A 16,731-nucleotide genomic window follows, 5' to 3' on the forward strand; every position below is an offset into this window, starting at 1 on the left:
GGCACGATGGTAGGCATGCGCACCATGCCGTTCACCTCGATCGACGACGTCAAGGCCAAGCTCGCGGCCGCCGACTACCTCGCTTCTCATGCCGTGGCGACCACCGTGTTCCTGGCCAGTGAGCTGGGCAAGCCCCTGCTGGTCGAGGGACCCGCCGGTGTCGGCAAGACGGAGCTGTCGCGAGCTGTGGCTGAGGCGTGTGGAGCCGATCTCGTACGCCTGCAGTGCTACGAAGGCGTCGACGAGGCCCGCGCCCTGTACGAGTGGAACCACGCCAAGCAGCTGCTCCGCATCACTGCCGGCCGCGAGGAGACGTGGGACGAGGCACGCAGCGACATCTTCAGCGAGGAGTTCCTGCTTGCCCGGCCGTTGCTGACGGCGATCCGCAACGATGGCCCCACCGTGCTGCTGATCGATGAGACCGACAAGGCCGACGTCGAGATCGAAGGTCTGCTTCTCGAGGTGCTCGGTGAGTTCCAGGTGACGATCCCCGAGCTCGGCACGATCAAGGCCGAGCACCGACCGTTCATCGTGCTGACCTCCAACGCGACCCGCGAGCTGTCCGAGGCGTTGCGTCGTCGCTGCCTGTTCCTTCACATCGACTTCCCCGATCCTGAGCTCGAGCAGCAGATCATCCGGCTCAAGGTCCCCGAGCTCGACGGCACGCTGGGCGATTCGCTGATCCGCGTCATCAATGCCCTGCGCACCATGCCGCTGCGCAAGGCCCCGTCGGTGTCGGAGTCGATCGACTGGGCTCGCACGCTGGTCGCGCTCGGGGCCGACATCCTCGACGACGACGTCGTACGCGAGAGCCTCGGCGTGATCCTCAAGCACCAGGACGACCTCGACAAGGCGACCGAGCGGCTCGATCTCGACGAGGTGCTCGGCGCGTCATGACCGAGGCGCCGGTGTCGCACGACCTCGCGGGCAGGCTCGTCGAGTTCGTGGGCGCGTTGCGGAGCAAGGGCATCCCGGCAGGTACGAGCGAGTCAGTCGACGCCGCGGCCGTCATCGACGTGCTCGGCATGAGCGATCGATCGCTGCTGCGCGAGGGCCTGGCGTCGGCACTGGTGCGACGAGGAGGCCAGCGTGACGTCTTTGACATGACGTTCGACCTCTACTTTCCCGCCGGAGTGGGTGCCTCGCAGGCTGCCCGCGACATGGACGAGGACTTCGACATCGATGACCTGCGCGACCTGCTTGCGATGGCGCTCGCCGAGAACGACCTGCGCACACTGGAGCAGGTGGCCGAGATCGCGGTCGATCTGCTCGGACGCGTCGGTGAGGCGGGCCCGGCCGGCGGTTGGTCGGCCTATCAGACCCTTGAGCGCCTCCGGCCGCAGACGCTCCTCGTCCAGGCACTCGGACAGCGTGGCGAGGGCGGCGGCGGTGGACCGGGGCAGGGCCAGGGCCAGGGCCAGGGTGGCGACTTCACCCAACGCCTCGAACGCGACGAGATCCGCCAGAACATCGACCGGTTCCGCGCCATGGTGGCCAGCGAAGCGCGCCGCAGGACTGCCGAGCTGCGGGGACGCGACGTGGTCACCCGCCACGCCGTGCGCGTCGGGTCCGACCGCATCGACTTCCTCAGCGCCAACCGCCAACAGCTCGAGGAGCTGGGCCGGACCGTACGACCACTCGCCCGCAAGCTCGCCACCCGACTCGCCGCTCGACGCCGCAAGGCACATCGGGGCAAGATCGACATCCGCCGGACGCTGCGGCGATCGATGGGCACCGGCGGGGTGCCGATGCATCCCGTCTTTGCCAAGCCGCATCCGGCTCGGCCCGAGCTGGTCCTGCTGTGCGACGTTTCGGGGTCGGTGTCGGGATTCTCGCAGTTCACGATGCACCTCGTGCAGGCGATGAGCGGGCAGTTCAGCAAGATCCGCGTGTTCGCGTTCGTCAACGCGATGGCCGAGGTCACCGATCTGGTCAAGGAGGACTCCGACGACCTCGCGGCACGTATCGGTCGCGAGGCGCGAATCACCAAATGGCACACCAGCAGCGACTACGGCGAGGCGTTCGCCGACTTCCGTGCCGATCACATGACGGCGATCGGCCCCCGCACTGCCGTGCTCATCCTGGGAGACGCGCGCAACAACAACCAGGACCCCAACCTCGAGGCGCTGCACGAGATCAGCCAGCGGGCTCGGCGTACGTTCTGGCTCAATCCGGAGCACTCGATGCGTTGGGGTCTGGGCGACTCGATCGCGCCGGCGTACGCCGAGATCGTCGAGATGCACGAGGTGTGCAACGTGGATCAGCTGACGAAGTTCGTCACCCGCCTGCTGCCGGTCTAGGCAGCAGCAGGCACGCCGGCCTCGTTGGGGATGTCGTCCTTCTTGGCGTTGATCAGCAGCACGGCGAAGATCAGGGCCACCACCAGCATCATCGAGCCCCAGAAGAACGCCACGTGATAGCCGTGCACGAAGCCATCGCTGGTCGCCTGACCAATCTGCGCCTTGTCGGAGTTGGGACCGATCCTGTCGGCGAGGAAGTTCGTCACGGCTCCCGCGTAGAGCGTGTTGAGCAGAGCTGTGCCGAGCGATCCGCCGACTTGCTGCGACGTGTTGAGCAAGGCGCTCGCCACGCCGGCGTCGTGCTCGCTGACACCGACCAGCGCGGTGCTGGAGGCCGTGATGAACACGCAGGCCATGCCGATGCTCATGAGCAGCTCGGCGGGCAGTACCCAGCCCCAATAGCTCGTTCCGGTGTCGACCTGGGTCAGCATCAGCATGCCGATGGTGGCGATCACCAGCCCCGGCACCATGATCGGCTTGGGGCCGATCTTGGGCATGATGTTGGCGACCACGCCGGCAGTCGCGATGACGCCGACGCTGAACGGCAGGAAGGCGAAGCCGCCCTTGAGCGGGCTGTAGCCCATGGTGATCTGGAAGTAGAACGTCAGGAACAGGAACATGGCGAACATGCCCGCGCCGATGAACAGGAAGATGAGGTAGGACCCGCCACGGTTGCGGTCGAGGGCCACCTTCATCGGCAGCAACGGGGACTTGGACCGGCGCTCCCACAGTACGAACGCGACCAGCAGCACAACGCCAGCACCAAGGAACGTGAGCGTTGACGAGTCGGTCCAGCCGAGCACCTCAGTGCTCTTGCCGGGATCCTTGAGCTTGGCAGCCTGCGTGAACCCATAGACCAGAGAGACGAGGCCGAGGGTCACCAGGATCGCGCCGGGGATGTCGTACTTGGTGTTGCCGTGCGCCTTGCTCTCCTTGACGTAGAGCCAGGCTGCGGCTGTCGTCGCAAGGGCGATGGGCACGTTGACGCCGAGGCACCAGCGCCACGACGCGTATTCGGTCAGGGTGCCGCCGAGGATGATGCCGATCGCGGCACCACCGCCGGACACCGCACCGTAGACGCCGAAAGCCGTGGCGCGCTCCTTGGCCTCGGTGAAGGTCACCGAGATCAGCGAGAGCGCCGCCGGCGCCATGAGCGCGGCGAAGGTGCCCTGCAGGCCACGCGCCGCATAGAGCAGGCCGGCCGTGGAGGCGATGCCACCGAGAGCCGAGGCAGCGGCGAAGCCGATCAGGCCGACGATGAACGTACGTTTGCGTCCCATGTAGTCGGCGATGCGACCGCCGAGCAGCAGGAACCCGCCGAACGTCAGTGTGTAGGCGGTGACGACCCATTGCCGATCGGCATCGCTGATGCCGAGGTCCTTTTGAGCCGACGGGAGTGCGATGTTGACGATCGATGCGTCGAGCACGATCATCAGCTGCGCAATGGCGATGACGGCGAGGGCCAGCCAGCGCTTCGGGTCAGGGGTGGTGCCGGGCACTTCGGATGCAGTCATGGGAGAACTCTCTCGACGGTGCTTGCATGGTCACTTGGACGCTACAACTGCCGACTGACAGTATCCGCTTCTCGGGCTGCGATTTCACCTAGCTTTCACGAACGACGGCTCAGCCCGGCTGGGCGTCTTGGCGCGACGGGCTCGTACGTAGGTGTCCAGCTTCAGCCCGCCCCACAGCAGGCCGATCGCCACGATGCCGTCCATCCACCAGTGGTGACCCGTCGCTGCGACGACGAACATCGTGATCGGCAGGTGCAGGACGAACAGCCACCGCCACCTGCTCGTCGTCGACATGAAGATTCCGCACGCCACGACGGCGGCCCATCCCACGTGGATCGACGGCATGGCCGCGAACTGGTCGGAGATGCCGTGCCCCACCGGTCCGTAGACGCCGAGGCCGTAGCGGTCGGAGAGGTTGACGAAGCCGAGCTCCTCGATGAATCGCGGGGGTGCGACGCGTACGAAACGGATGATCAGGCAACCGAGCGTGACAAGGGCGAGACCGTTGCGCCAATGGGGGAAGCGGTCGCGGTGGCGGACGAACAACCACACCAGGAAGATGAGGAGTCCCGGTACGTGCACCGTGGCGTAGTAGGCGTTGGTGGCCCTCGCCAGCCAGTCGTGGTCGATCACGAAGTGCTGGAGCGAGATCTCCGTGGGCAGGTGGAGGAAATTCTGGAACGCGTCGATCTGGCGGGCGCGGTCGAGCGCTCCCGCCTCGTGCGTGAACGGCAGCTCACGCGCAACGCGCCAGATCGCGTACAACCCCGAGATCAGCCCGAACTCGTACGCCGCCGCCATCACCTCGGTGCGTACGCGGGTGGGTCGGGTCCAGCAAACGCACAGCCAGAGCACGGCAGAAGCGCCGCAGGCGATGCCGGCCTGGAGCGCCGAGGGCCACGGCAGTCCGTCCCCGGTCACGGGAGGAGGGCCTGGTTCATGAACAGGATCGTAACCGCGTACGTCTCCCGGACGTGGGCGACCCGAGGAACCGGTTCACGCTCAGCGATTCGGCAGGTGCTCAGTCGGTGTCCAGGCCGTGCTCGATGGCGTAGCGGGTGAGCTCGACGCGATTGTGCATCTGCAGCTTGCGCAACGTGCTCTGCACGTGGTTCTGCACCGTGCGGTGCGAGACCACCAGACGTTCAGCGATCTGGCGATAGGACAGCCCGGTGGCGACCAGCTTGAGGACCTCGGTCTCGCGTGCTGTGAGACGTGACTTCTCTCCGTCGTCGGGTGACGCCTCGGCGATGCGCCGGAACTCGCCGAGGACCAGGCCTGCAAGACCTGGGGTGAACACTGGATCTCCGGCCGACACGCGGCGCACCGCGGTCAAGAGATCGGTACTGGATGCCGACTTCACGAGGTATCCGGTGGCACCCGCCTTGACGGCCGCCAGCACGTCGGCTTGTTCACCCGATGCCGACAGCACGAGCACTCGCACTAATGGGTTCTGGCGGACGAGTTCCGCAGTGACCTCGATGCCTCCTGGAGCGGGAATGTGCAGGTCGAGAACCACCAGATCCGGTCGGGTGGCCGAGAACCTCGCGACGGCTTCGCGACCCGTGCTCGCCACTGCCACCACGTCGTGACCTGCCTGGACCAGATCGCGTTCGACGGCTTCGCGCCATATGGGGTGGTCGTCGACGACCATGATCCTGATCGCATGCTCTGTCTCAGGCACGTCGGCTCCCCGAGACCGACGGTGAGCCATCGCGTGGGATGACGATCTCCCACTCGGTCCCGGACGTTCCGGTCACGAGCTCGGTGGTGCCGCCCAGCGCCGCAACCCGTCCTCGGATGGACTCGGCGATTCCCAGCCTGCCCTGGGCAAACGCCGCCTCGATGCGTCCTGGCGCGATCCCGGGGCCCTCGTCACGCACTGACACCTCGACGTGCTCCGACCCTGCTTGCACCAGCACCCAGGCGGGAGCACGTTCTCCCACGTGGACCTTGACGTTGTCAAGACATGCCCTGACCACCGCCACCACCTCGTCAGCGGTGTGTGGAGACAGCTCGATCGGTGTTCCTGGGGTCGACACGGTCACCGCGGGGATCGACTCCAGCTGAGTCAGTGCCGAGCTGAGGTCGACCGCGTCAGAAGCGATCATGCTGGAGCTCTGCATGCGGATCAGCCGGCGCAGCACACGTTCCTGCTCGCCGGCGAGCTCGCCCAGCCGTTCGGCCTCGCCCCCCAGCTCGCGGCCGCTTCGCTGCATCAACGCAAGCACCTGGAGCACGCCGTCGTGGACGGCCCGCGCCAGCCGGGCGCGCTCGGCAGCGGCAGCAGTTGCGCGCTCGGCCGCATCACGTTCGGCCGCCATCTGCTGGAGGGAACCGCAGAGGTAGCCGACTATCGTCCCGCTGAGGATCAGGAGGAACGCATTGCCGTAGTCGGACGCACCGAGATCCTGGCGTTGGGCGACGTCGGCAACGGCAAGCACGAGTCCGGCCCCGAACCCGCCCCACAGACGAAAGCGGGCAGACCAGGCAAGCAGGGCACCGATGATCCACGAGCCCGGGAGGGTCGAGCTGAAGTCGCCTCCCTTCACCAGCGGGGTCACGAGCACGAGTGCAACGGCCAGCACCAGGTCGACGACCAGCAGGGCAGCCGTACGGCGCTCCGGGCGTCGATACGCCCACAAGGCGAACGCCGTCCACACGACCATGACGCCCACGCACACCGCTGCGGCCCTCGGATGCTCGAACGTCCCGCGCCGATAGATGTTCAGCCCGACTGCGTTGACGAGGACGACGATGCGTAGGACGGCGATCGCGTTGAACAGCCGATCCTCGACCGCGGTCGCGGCAGGGCGGGACGGCGTGATCACACGACGCAGTGTTGCACCTTGGTGGCCCGAAGATGAGTATCCGTACGGATGTGGTGCCTGTGGCAGCTGCGCGACATTGAGGTCATGACAACCACGACGACCGGACTCGAGGTCCGCGAAGCATCGCTGCAGGATCTCGAATGGATCTACAGCCTCCGACACCGCGTGTACGCCGAGGAGCTCGGGCAGCACGCATTGAGCCCAACAGAACAGCTGCGGGACGCCCTGGACGGCGACAACGTCTACCTGGTGGCGGCTTCAGGCCCCACCCCCATCGGATTCGTGAGCGTCACTCCCCCGTGGGCTGGGCAGTTCGGCCTGGACAAGTACTTCACGCGCGACGAGCTGCCGGTTCTGGACTCCGACGCGGTCTTCGAGGTGCGAATCCTCACGGTCGATCGCGACTGGCGTGGCTCAGGAGTGGCGACCCTGCTGATGTATGCAGCGCTGCGGTGGATCTCGTCACGTGGTGGACGCACGATCGTGGCGATGGGACGTACCGAGGTCCTCGAGATGTACCTAGCAGTGGGACTCGTGCCGGCGGGACTCACCGTCACCAGCGGAGCGGTCGATTTCGAGGTGATGACGGCGAGCACGTCGGCGCTCACCGCGATGGCGCAAGGCCCCTACCGCGAGGTCCTCCACGCGTGGGAGGCCGATCTCACGTGGCACCTGGACACAGCGTTCTGGCCGAGAGCTGACGGCTGCGAGCACGGTGGTGCCTCGTTTGGGGCAATCGGTACCGGCTTCTCGACCCTGCAACGGCGTGACGAGGTCGTCGCGGCCGACGTCCTGGACGCGTGGTTCTCCCCGCCTCCCCGGGTACTGGCCGCGTTGACCGACAATCCGTCCTGGGCCGCGCGCACCTCGCCGCCGACCGATGCGGACGGCATGGTCGCCGCGATCGCGTCGGGTCGGGGGCTGCCTGCCGACGCCCTGGCCGTCGGCGCGGGCTCGTCCGACCTGATCTTCCGTGCGTTCGGCCAGTGGCTGACGGCAGAAAGCCGGGTGCTCCTGATGGATCCGGGGTACGGCGAGTACGTGCACGTCACCGAACGGGTCATTGGCTGCCACGTCGACCGGTTCCGGCTGCGCCGCGAGGACGACTGGCGCATCGACCCGGCCGCCCTGGCGGCTGTCGTTCGATCGGGTGACTACGACCTGGTCGTCGTGGTCAACCCCAACAACCCGACCGGGCGGCATGTGCCGGCCGCTGAGCTGCGCGTGGTGATCGAAGGCTCGCCGATGCGTACGCGATGGTGGATCGACGAGGCCTACCTCGGCTACGTCGACCCCGAGCAGTCGCTCGCGCCCCTCGCGGCAGCTCACTCCCGGGTGGTTGTGTGCACGTCGCTCTCCAAGATGTTCGGGCTGTCCGGCATGCGTGCGGCGTTCCTCGTCGCCGAACCCTCCGTCGCGGCCGACCTGCGCCGCTGGACGCCGCCTTGGCCCGTCAGCCTTCCGGCTCAGATGGCTGCCGTGGCTGCCCTCGGCGAGCCGGACTACTACCACGACTGCTGGCAGCGCACCCACGAGCTTCGGGCAAAGCTGTCCGCCGAGCTTTCCGGACTCGATGCCGAGCTGGACGTTGACGAAGGTGTGGCGAACTTCCTCAACATCGTCCTGCCGATGCGGGGCCCGAGTGCCGCCGCGTTCGTGGCCGAGTGCCGCCGCCACGACGTCTATCTCCGCGACCTGTCTCCCTTGTCGTCGCAGTATGAGGGTCGTACGGTGCGGGTTGCCGTCAAGGATGCTCGCGAGAACTCGCGCATCGTGAATGCCTGCCGCGCCGTTCTCGATGCTCATCGACGCACATGATCACGGTGTCCTCCCTGGTCCCGTTCTTCGGCGGGGCACTCCTGCTGTGCGGCACCGGAGTCATGCTGACGCGTCGGCGTGAGCTGATCCTGCGGTGGTGCACGTGGGCAGTGACGGTGCCAGTCGTCGTCGCCCTGTTCTGGGCCGGACAACCGGGCACGGCTGCGCTGGCCATCTGCGCCGGCGGCCTTGCCGCGGTGGAATACGGCTCACTGGTCAAGCTCAGCCGGATCGATCAGACCGTGCTGGTGCTGGCTCTCACTGCGATCGTGCTGACGACCTGGTGGGAGCCTGACCAGACCTTCAGGGCCACCGGTGCCGGGATGCTCGCAATCGCCGCCGTGCCTGTCATCGCCGGCGATGCGAAGCATGGCCTGCGCCGAGTCGGTGCCGGGGTGCTCGGGATCGCCTGGTTGGGCCCGATTGCCGCCGTCGTACCGCTGGGTGCGACAGCACTCGCCCTGTTCGCGGCCGTCTCCGTCGCCGACGTGGTGGCGTTCTTCGCCGGCCCGCGGCTCGGCGGCCCCGCGCTGTCCCCGTTGTCGCCCGCAAAACGATGGAGCGGAGCCCTGGCTGGTGCAGCTGCCGGCGTCGGAGTGCTGGCAGCCGTGGATTCGCTGACCTGGCAGCTGGGACTTGCAGTTGCGATCGGCGGGCCTGCGGGCGATCTGTTCGAGTCGATGGTCAAGCGCGGTGCCGGAGTCAAGGACTCCGGTACGTTGCTCGGCGGTGCGGGAGGGCTGCTCGACAGGATCGACTCGCTGCTCGTCGTCCTCGCTCTCGCGCTGCTCATGACCTGATCCAGCCTGAGGGCGCACCATGGCGTTCGACCCGCAAAGTCGCGGGAAAGTACAAGACCCCCACACCGGCGAGAGTGTGAGGGTCGTGCGTGTCCGAGGGGGGACTTGAACCCCCACGCCCCTTACAGGGCACTAGCACCTCAAGCTAGCGCGTCTACCATTCCGCCACCCGGACGGGTGCGCGCTCCAAGAGCGCTGTGCAGCACTGAACTTTAGCAAACGTCCGGTGGGGTTCCGAATCCGGTCTATGCCTGGCGCCGTCCGGTCACCGCCCACTCATGGAGCGTGTCGAGGTGCTCGTCAACCGCACCCATGTCGTAGCCCTGCTGTCTCAGCCGTACGGGCGTGAACCGCGCGTGGGCGATCCGACGGGCGAGCTCGGCGTGGGGAAGGGGGCCGAGGAGATTGCGCTCGACCTCCGCCAGGAACGCGTCGACCTCGTCGATGTCGTAGCCCTCGCGCAAGCGAACTTTGCTGAAGGTCCGTATCGCGGTGTGCGTCATGCCCGGAAGTTTGGCAGAATGTGGGTGCACAAATGAGTTGAGGCCCCGGGAAGTATGAGTTCCCGGGGCCTCGCCTTGGCCGAGTGTGATGATCTCGATCTATCCGGAATCTCCATCTTCACCCGCCTGCCACATCACTGGCTGACTGTCTTTGACTTGCGTCGCTGACCATGGGATCAAACTTTGATTCTTTCCCGCTCTCCCGAAGGAGTGCGTAGGTCATTTGTATGCCCTGGCCCGAGGGTGCGCAATAGCTTTTCGAGAAGTTTTTTGGGTATTTTTGCCCGTCCCCAGGGTTGCCCACAGACCTGGACATGTCACCCACAGGGTGACCCCGGTTGTGCACATCTTTTCCACAAAATCAGGCCGAAAAATGGTCAGAGAGTGGCCGAGATGGCGTGGATCACGACGCCGGCGAGACCACCGACCACGGTTCCGTTGATCCGGATGAACTGCAGGTCGCGTCCCACGTGCAGCTCGATGCGTTCGGCGGTCTCCTTGCCGTCCCACCGGTTGACGGTCGCGGAGATGATCGTCGCGACCTCGTGCCCGTAGTGGTTGACGGCGTACGCGGCCACGTCGGAGATCGTGGCATCGAGTCGGCGGCTCAGCTCCGGGTCGTCGATCAGCCGCTGGCCGAACGCGTCGACCTCCTCACGGGCGCGGCGTCGCAGCAATCCGTTCTCGTCACCGAGTGACCCGATCAGTGCACGGCGCAAGGCGTCCCACAGCTGGATCGAGGTCGCAATCACGCGTGGCTGGGACAGCATGCGCTCCTTGAGGTTTTCCGCGCGCTGCATCGTCTCGGCGTCATGCTGCAGGTCGTGGGCCAGCTGCACCAGCCAGCTGTCGAGCGTCACACGGGCGGGGTGACCCGGCGTACGGCTGATCTCGGCAACCCACTCGACCACCTGCTCGTGGACCCATCCGGCGACCCGTTTGTCGAGCCACTGCGGCGTCCAGGACGGCGCTCGATTCTCGATCAGCGCCGCCACCTCGTCGTGGTTGTGCATCAGCCAGCGGCCCAGCTCGTCGAGCACCAGGTCGACGAGACCACGATGCGCGTCGTCGCGCAGGACCTCCTCGAGCAGCTGTCCGACGACCGGGCTCAGCTCCTCCTCGCGGAGACGAGGGATGAGTGCCTCCTCGATGACCGCGGCGACATCGGACTCCTTGACGTGGGACAGCGCGTCCGAGAGCACGCGAGAGCCCTCGTGGACCAGGCGCTGACTGTGCTCGCCCGTCACCAGCCACTCACCGACCCGTCGGCTGACCTCGGCGGTCTGGATGCGTTCGCGGATCACCTCCTCACGCAGGAAGTTGTCGGCGACGAACTCCTGGAGGCTCTCCCCCAGCGACTCCTTGCGGTTGGGGATGATCGCGGTGTGCGGGATCGGCAGGCCGAGCGGGTGACGGAACAATGCGGTCACCGCGAACCAGTCCGCGATCGCGCCGACCATCGCCGCCTCGGCACCGGCGTTGACGTAGCCGACGAGCCCGTCCTCGTCGCGGGTGAGGACGTAGATGACGGCCGCGAGGATCAGCAGCGACAGCGCCAGCGCGCGCATCTTGCGGAGCCCCCTGAGCCGCGCCTCGTCACCCTCCGAGAGACCCTCGGGCATCTGGAAGCTGGCGGTGCTCTCAGGCGTCGTCACACGCCGAAGACTATCGGCGACGTGCGGGACCCGTGCTGCGTACACTTTCAGCCATGAGCTTCAACGAAGGCGCATCGCTGGACACGAGCCAGGTCACCGGAGGCGGCGGCCGTCGCGGAGCGGCGATCGGTGGTGGCGCCGGAGGCATCATCCTGCTGATCCTGGGCCTCATCTTCGGCCAGAACCTCACCGGGGGCAGCACCAACCCGTTCGACACCAGCCAGATCCAGGGCGGTGGCGAAGAACAGACGGCAACCTTCGACCAGTGCAAGACCGGATCCGATGCCAACCGGGACGACGTCTGCCGCATCATCGGCACCGTCAACAGCGTCCAGGACTACTGGACTGACGCCCTCCCGGCTGACGTCAAGCGTCAGTACCAGGAAGCCAAGACCGTGATCTTCTCCGGCTCGACCCAGTCCGCCTGCGGCACGGCGTCTGGTGCGACCGGCCCGTTCTACTGCCCGTCGGACCAGCGCGTCTACATCGATGCCGGCTTCTTCGACGAGCTCACGTCCAAGTTCGGTGCCGATGACGGTGCGCTTGCGCAGGAGTACGTCGTGGCCCACGAGTACGGCCACCACGTCGAGAACATCCTCGGCTTCCTCGCCAAGGGCCAGGATGGCCAGACGGGCCCACAGAGCGGCGGCGTGCGCATCGAGCTGATGGCCGACTGCATGGCTGGTGTGTGGGCCAAGCACGCGTCCACGACCGAGGACAAGAACGGCGTGACGCTGCTCAAGCCGCTCACCGACGACGACATCAAGTCGGCGCTCTCGGCCGCAGCCGCGGTCGGCGACGACCACATCCAGAGCACGTTGGGCGGCGGCAACGTCAACCAGGAAACCTGGACCCACGGCTCGAGCGAGTCACGGCAGAAATGGTTCCTCGCAGGCTACGAGAGTGGCAACGTCAACTCGTGCGACACGTTCAGCACGAACGATCTCTGATCGGTGGCTGCGACCCGGCCCGCCTCTTCACGGTTCCGCACTGAAGTCTGGATCGTTCTCGGCCTCTCACTTGGCCAGTCGGGTGTCTACGCGCTCCTGAGCCTGATCGTGAAGCTCACGGACCAGGGCATACGCAACTCGACCGCGACACTCAACGGCAGCCAGAGCGACCGTGAGTGGCTGGACTTCACGCTCCAGGTTCTCGGCATCGGCTTCGCGCTGGTGCCGGTCGCCCTTGCGCTCTACCTGCTCAGTCTCGACCCGGACCAGGCCTCGCCTCTTCGGCGCCTCGGCATCACCGGCGACCACCGCGGACGTGACGTGCTGTGGGGTGCCGGACTCGCGGCAGCGATCGGCCTGCCCGGTCTCGGCCTGTATGCCGCCGGTCGCGCACTGGGCATCACCGCCGAGGTCATCCCGTCGCCCGTCGACCAGTACTGGTGGACCGTGCCGGTGCTGATCCTGTCGGCGTTGCAGAACGCGATCCTGGAGGAGGTCGTGGTCGTCGGCTTCGTCATGACCCGCCTGCGGCAGATGAGATGGAACGTCTGGTCGACGATCGTCACAAGCGCACTGATCCGTGGCAGCTATCACCTCTACCAAGGATTCGGCCAGGCGTTCGGGAACGTCGTGATGGGACTGGTGTTCGGCTACTTCTACACCCGCACCAAGCGCGTCCTGCCGCTGATCGTGGCGCACACGATCATGGACGTCGTGGTGTTCGTCGGCTATCCGCTCCTCAAGGACCACGTGGACTGGTGGTGAGTCACCGATGAAGACCACGTACGACCCGGCGCTGCCGATCACGGCCCGCCACGACGACATCGCCGATGCGATTCGCAACCACCAGGTCGTGGTCGTCGCCGGCGAGACCGGTTCGGGCAAGACCACCCAGCTGCCCAAGATCGCGTACGAGCTGGGTCAGCGCAGCATCGCGCACACCCAGCCGCGACGTATTGCCGCGCGCTCGGTGGCCAGGCGCATCGCCGACGAGTGCGAGGTCGAGCTCGGCGCGGAGGTCGGCTACGCCGTACGGTTCGACGACAAGACGTCCAGGGACACCGCGATCAGGCTGGTCACCGACGGACTGCTGCTTGCCGAGATCCATTCGGACCGGTCGCTCAAGCGCTACGACACGATCATCATCGACGAGGCGCACGAACGGTCGTTGTCGATCGACTTCCTGCTGGGCTACCTCAAGCAGCTGCTCCCCCGCCGACCCGACCTCAAGATCGTCATCACCTCGGCAACGATCGACGTGGACCGCTTCGCGGAGATGTTCGACGCGCCGGTCATCGAGGTCAGCGGGCGTACGTATCCCGTCGAGGTCCGTTACCGTCCGCTCGACGAGTCGGGCGCCGATGACCAGCTCGACGCGATCGCCGCGGCGATCGCGGAGCTGCCCAGTGACGGCGACATCCTCGTCTTCATGTCGGGCGAGCGGGAGATCCGCGACGCCACGGACTACCTGCTCGCCAAGAGATATCCCCGCACGGAGATCCTCCCGCTGTACGGCCGACTGGCTGCAGCCGATCAGCAGAAGATCTTCAGCTCGCACCCCGGCCGACGCATCGTGCTGGCCACCAACGTTGCCGAGACGTCGCTGACCGTGCCTGGCATCCGCCACGTCATCGACCCGGGATTTGCCCGCATCTCCCGGTTCAGCCAACGGCTCAAGGTGCAACGACTGCCGATCGAGCCGATCTCCCAGGCCAGTGCTTCCCAGCGTGCCGGACGTTGCGGTCGCGTCGCAGACGGCATCTGCATCCGGCTCTACTCCGAGGAGGACTTCGACGGACGCCCCGAGTTCACCGACCCCGAGATCCAACGCACCAACCTCGCATCCGTGCTGCTGCAGATGGCATCCCTCGACCTCGGTGCGATCAAGGAGTTCCCGTTCCTCGACCCGCCGGACTCTCGATCGGTCACCGACGGCCTCAACCTCCTGTACGAGCTCGGCGCGATGCAGGCGGAGAGGCTGACGAAGGTCGGCCGCCAGATGTCGACGCTGCCGACCGACCCACGCCTCGGCCGGATGCTGCTGGCCGCCGACAAGCTCGGTTGCCTCGCCGACGTGCTCGTGATCGTGTCGGCGATGTCGATCCAGGACCCCCGCGAGCGGCCGTTGGAGCACCAGCAGGCGGCGGACGAGAAGCACCGTCGCTTCTTCGAGCCCGACTCGGACTTCCTGTCCTGGCTGACGCTGTGGAAGTACATCCGCGAGCAGCGCGACAACCTCTCGAGCTCGGCGTTCCGGCGGATGTGCCGCGACGAGTACCTCCATTACCTGCGCATCCGCGAATGGCAGGACGTGCACTCCCAGCTGCGCCGCACCGCGAAGGAGATGGGCATGAAGCCGGGACGGCTCGGGGCCGATCCAGACCTCGTGCACCAGGCCCTGCTGACAGGGTTGCTCTCCCACGTCGGGCTGCGGGAGCCCGACGGCCGTGAGTACCTCGGCGCACGCCAGGCGAAGTTCATGATCTTCCCCGGCTCCGGGCTCGCCCGGAAGCCGCCGCGCATGACGATGGTCGGCGAGCTCGTCGAGACCAGCCGGTTGTGGGGTCGTACGGCGGCCAAGATCCAGCCGGAGTGGGTCGAGGAGGCCGGCGAGCACCTGGTCAACCGGTCCTACAGCGAACCGCACTGGTCGACGCGGCGTGGATCGGTGATGGCTCGCGAACGGGTGCTGCTCTACGGCATCCCGATCATCGTCGACCGTCTGGTCCAGTACGGGCGCGTCGATCCCGTCGTCTCCCGCGACCTGTTCATCCGTCACGCGCTCGTGCAGGGCGAGTGGCGTACGCACCACCGCTTCTGGGCCAAGAACCAGCAGATGCTGGGCCAGGTCGAAGAGCTCGAGGAGCGGCTCCGGCGCCGCGACCTGCGGATCGACGACGACACCTTGTACGCGTTCTACGACGAGCGGGTGCCACCCCACGTGGTGTCGACCCGGCACTTCGACACCTGGTGGAAGAAGACCCGCGTCGACCAGCCCGACCTGCTGACGTTCGATCCGGCGATGCTCAGTCACGGTGCCGGCGTCGCGGACGATGAGTTCCCCCGCGAGTGGCACTCCGATGGCGTGTCCTACCCGCTGACGTACGCCTTCGAGCCGGGCCTCGAGGACGACGGAGTGACGGTCGACCTCCCGGTCGAACGGCTCATGACGGTCGACGACCGTGCGTTCGACTGGCACGTTCCCGGTCACCGGCTCGAGCTGGTCACGGAGCTGATCCGATCGCTGCCGAAGCGACTGCGTCGAGAGTTCGTCCCCGCAGGCCAGTTCGCACCCCGGCTGCTCGATGCCATGGATCCTGGGGCCAGCGACCTCAGCGCCGAGCTCGCACGCCAGATGCGCCTGCTCAACGGCTCCATGGTCCAGCCCGAGGACTTCGACTTCGCGAGCCTCCCGGGTCACCTGCGCGTCACGTTCCGGGTGATGGACGGCACGGACGAGCTGGGGCGTGGCAAGGACCTCAGGACGCTTCGCACGGATCTCTCGTCGTACGTCCGCGCCGACCTCACCAAGGCGGCACGCGAGGAGGAGCGGTCCGGGCTGCTGGCATGGACCGTGCACGAGATCGACCGGACGATCACCGCCGGCCAGGTCACCGGCTATCCCGCGATCGTCGACGAGGGCACCTCGGTCGCCCTGCGCGTGCTGGACACCGAGGCCGAGCAGACCGCGGCGATGCTGCGCGGTCAGGCCAAGCTGATCTCGTTCGGTCTCGCAGCGCCGGTTCCCCAGATCGGCCGCTCCCTCGACCTGCACTCCAAGCTGCTGCTGTCGACCGGGCCCTACGCTGACGCGGCAGCCGTCATCGAGGAGTGCTGGCTGGCTGCGATCGAGGCGCTCATCCCGTCGCACGGCGGTCCGGCGTGGGACGAAGCGGCGTTCGACGCCCTCCAGGAGGCCATACGCGCGGACGTGTACGACGAGACCGAGCGCGCCGTGCACAGCGTGATCGCCGTGCTCAGGGCGCTGGGTGACGTGACGCCGGACCAGTCCGAGGCCGGGGAGGACGTACGCGTGCAGCTCTCATGGCTGATCTATCCCGGCTTCATCCGCGACACCGGTGTGGCCCAGTTGAGGCGGCTGCCGCTCTACCTCGAGGCAGCCAAGCGCCGACTGGCCGGCAAGACGCCCGCAGACCTCGCGGCGACACAGGAGCTCGAGGCGGAGTTCCACGAACGTACGGACGGGCTGAGCGTATGGGCGCGTCTGGCTCCTGATGTCCAGCACGTCCGATGGGCGCTCGAGGAGCTGCGGCTCAGCCTGCTCGCCCAGGACCTGCGGACGGCATTTCCGGTGTCGGTCAAGCGGGTGTCGGCGCTGGTCGACGCCCTTTGACCTCCC

Annotated in this window: 13 protein-coding genes and 1 tRNA gene; 7 read left to right on the forward strand and 7 right to left on the reverse strand. The window is 66.9% G+C overall.

All coding sequences use genetic code 11. From position 1 onward, the window contains the following. Window positions 1-15 precede the first annotated feature (15 nt). Entirely contained in the window at window positions 16-897 is an 882-nt protein-coding gene (locus tag ABD683_RS16780; protein ID WP_344771217.1) for an AAA family ATPase, read from the forward strand. Continuing rightward, the gene (locus tag ABD683_RS16785; RefSeq protein WP_344771218.1) at window positions 894-2,300 is read left to right on the forward strand and encodes a vWA domain-containing protein; all 1,407 of its coding nucleotides are present in this window, start codon (window positions 894-896) and stop codon (window positions 2,298-2,300) included. Before ABD683_RS16780 ends, ABD683_RS16785 begins: the two co-directional genes overlap by 4 nt. Here the strand turns inward: ABD683_RS16785 and ABD683_RS16790 are convergent. The 4 genes from ABD683_RS16790 to macS form a co-directional block, all read right to left on the reverse strand. Then, window positions 2,297-3,814, reverse strand: coding sequence for an MFS transporter (locus tag ABD683_RS16790; protein ID WP_344771219.1), 1,518 nt, complete (start codon window positions 3,812-3,814; stop codon window positions 2,297-2,299). The two genes, ABD683_RS16785 and ABD683_RS16790, sit on opposite strands and share 4 nt — an antisense overlap. Window positions 3,815-3,898: 84 nt before the next feature. Next, on the reverse strand, window positions 3,899-4,735 hold the full coding sequence (locus tag ABD683_RS16795) for a phosphatase PAP2 family protein (protein ID WP_344771220.1): 837 nt from the start codon (window positions 4,733-4,735) through the stop codon (window positions 3,899-3,901). Window positions 4,736-4,835: 100 nt separating this feature from the next. Then, window positions 4,836-5,468 carry a response regulator gene (locus ABD683_RS16800; RefSeq protein WP_344771619.1) on the reverse strand — a complete coding sequence of 211 codons (633 nt, stop codon included), beginning with the start codon at window positions 5,466-5,468 and terminating at the stop codon, window positions 4,836-4,838. 22 nt (window positions 5,469-5,490) lie between these two features. Continuing rightward, window positions 5,491-6,645: a MacS family sensor histidine kinase gene (gene macS, locus ABD683_RS16805; RefSeq protein WP_344771221.1), complete on the reverse strand. Its 1,155-nt coding sequence runs from the start codon at window positions 6,643-6,645 to the stop codon at window positions 5,491-5,493. Between the two features lie 84 nt (window positions 6,646-6,729). Here macS and ABD683_RS16810 point away from each other — a divergent pair, with 84 nt between their 5' ends. Both ABD683_RS16810 and ABD683_RS16815 read left to right on the forward strand, forming a co-directional pair. Next, entirely contained in the window at window positions 6,730-8,463 is a 1,734-nt protein-coding gene (locus ABD683_RS16810) for an aminotransferase class I/II-fold pyridoxal phosphate-dependent enzyme (RefSeq protein ID WP_344771222.1), read from the forward strand. Next, window positions 8,460-9,263: a phosphatidate cytidylyltransferase gene (locus ABD683_RS16815; protein ID WP_344771223.1), complete on the forward strand. Its 804-nt coding sequence runs from the start codon at window positions 8,460-8,462 to the stop codon at window positions 9,261-9,263. The genes ABD683_RS16810 and ABD683_RS16815 overlap by 4 nt, the downstream gene beginning before the upstream one ends. A 90-nt stretch (window positions 9,264-9,353) precedes the next feature. Here the strand turns inward: ABD683_RS16815 and ABD683_RS16820 are convergent. The 3 genes from ABD683_RS16820 to ABD683_RS16830 all read right to left on the reverse strand — a co-directional run bounded on the left by ABD683_RS16820 (window position 9,354) and on the right by ABD683_RS16830 (window position 11,421). Next, window positions 9,354-9,438: transfer RNA gene (locus ABD683_RS16820), tRNA-Leu, on the reverse strand. A gap of 70 nt (window positions 9,439-9,508) precedes the next feature. Next, a complete protein-coding gene (locus ABD683_RS16825; RefSeq protein WP_344771224.1) occupies window positions 9,509-9,766 on the reverse strand; it encodes a DivIVA domain-containing protein in 258 nt (85 codons plus the stop codon). A gap of 377 nt (window positions 9,767-10,143) precedes the next feature. Next, the gene (locus ABD683_RS16830) at window positions 10,144-11,421 is read right to left on the reverse strand and encodes a DUF445 domain-containing protein (RefSeq protein ID WP_344771225.1); all 1,278 of its coding nucleotides are present in this window, start codon (window positions 11,419-11,421) and stop codon (window positions 10,144-10,146) included. Window positions 11,422-11,474: 53 nt separating this feature from the next. On the opposite strand from ABD683_RS16830, the gene ypfJ reads away from it, so the two are divergent. The 3 genes from ypfJ (at window position 11,475) to hrpA (ending at window position 16,725) form a co-directional block, all read left to right on the forward strand. After that, on the forward strand, window positions 11,475-12,371 hold the full coding sequence (ypfJ, locus tag ABD683_RS16835; protein ID WP_344771226.1) for a KPN_02809 family neutral zinc metallopeptidase: 897 nt from the start codon (window positions 11,475-11,477) through the stop codon (window positions 12,369-12,371). A 108-nt stretch (window positions 12,372-12,479) separates the two neighbouring features. Further along, on the forward strand, window positions 12,480-13,136 hold the full coding sequence (locus ABD683_RS16840) for a CPBP family intramembrane glutamic endopeptidase (protein ID WP_344771227.1): 657 nt from the start codon (window positions 12,480-12,482) through the stop codon (window positions 13,134-13,136). 7 nt (window positions 13,137-13,143) lie between these two features. Then, window positions 13,144-16,725, forward strand: a complete 3,582-nt coding sequence (gene hrpA / locus ABD683_RS16845; RefSeq protein ID WP_344771228.1) for an ATP-dependent RNA helicase HrpA — start codon at window positions 13,144-13,146, stop codon at window positions 16,723-16,725. The last annotated feature ends 6 nt before the right edge of the window (window positions 16,726-16,731 follow it).

This window comes from Aeromicrobium panaciterrae (genome assembly GCF_039537165.1).
Lineage (GTDB): Bacteria > Actinomycetota > Actinomycetes > Propionibacteriales > Nocardioidaceae > Aeromicrobium > Aeromicrobium panaciterrae.

What these genes read in the sequence shown, in the direction of transcription:
- ABD683_RS16780 (WP_344771217.1), top strand. Translation starts at nt 16, where the DNA reads ATGCGCACCATGCCGTTCACCTCGATCGACGACGTCAAGGCCAAGCTC.
- ABD683_RS16785 (WP_344771218.1), top strand. Translation starts at nt 894, where the DNA reads ATGACCGAGGCGCCGGTGTCGCACGACCTCGCGGGCAGGCTCGTCGAG.
- ABD683_RS16790 (WP_344771219.1), bottom strand. Translation starts at nt 3,814, where the DNA reads ATGACTGCATCCGAAGTGCCCGGCACCACCCCTGACCCGAAGCGCTGG.
- ABD683_RS16800 (WP_344771619.1), bottom strand. Translation starts at nt 5,468, where the DNA reads ATGGTCGTCGACGACCACCCCATATGGCGCGAAGCCGTCGAACGCGAT.
- ABD683_RS16810 (WP_344771222.1), top strand. Translation starts at nt 6,730, where the DNA reads ATGACAACCACGACGACCGGACTCGAGGTCCGCGAAGCATCGCTGCAG.
- ABD683_RS16815 (WP_344771223.1), top strand. Translation starts at nt 8,460, where the DNA reads ATGATCACGGTGTCCTCCCTGGTCCCGTTCTTCGGCGGGGCACTCCTG.
- ABD683_RS16825 (WP_344771224.1), bottom strand. Translation starts at nt 9,766, where the DNA reads ATGACGCACACCGCGATACGGACCTTCAGCAAAGTTCGCTTGCGCGAG.
- ypfJ (WP_344771226.1), top strand. Translation starts at nt 11,475, where the DNA reads ATGAGCTTCAACGAAGGCGCATCGCTGGACACGAGCCAGGTCACCGGA.
- hrpA (WP_344771228.1), top strand. Translation starts at nt 13,144, where the DNA reads ATGAAGACCACGTACGACCCGGCGCTGCCGATCACGGCCCGCCACGAC.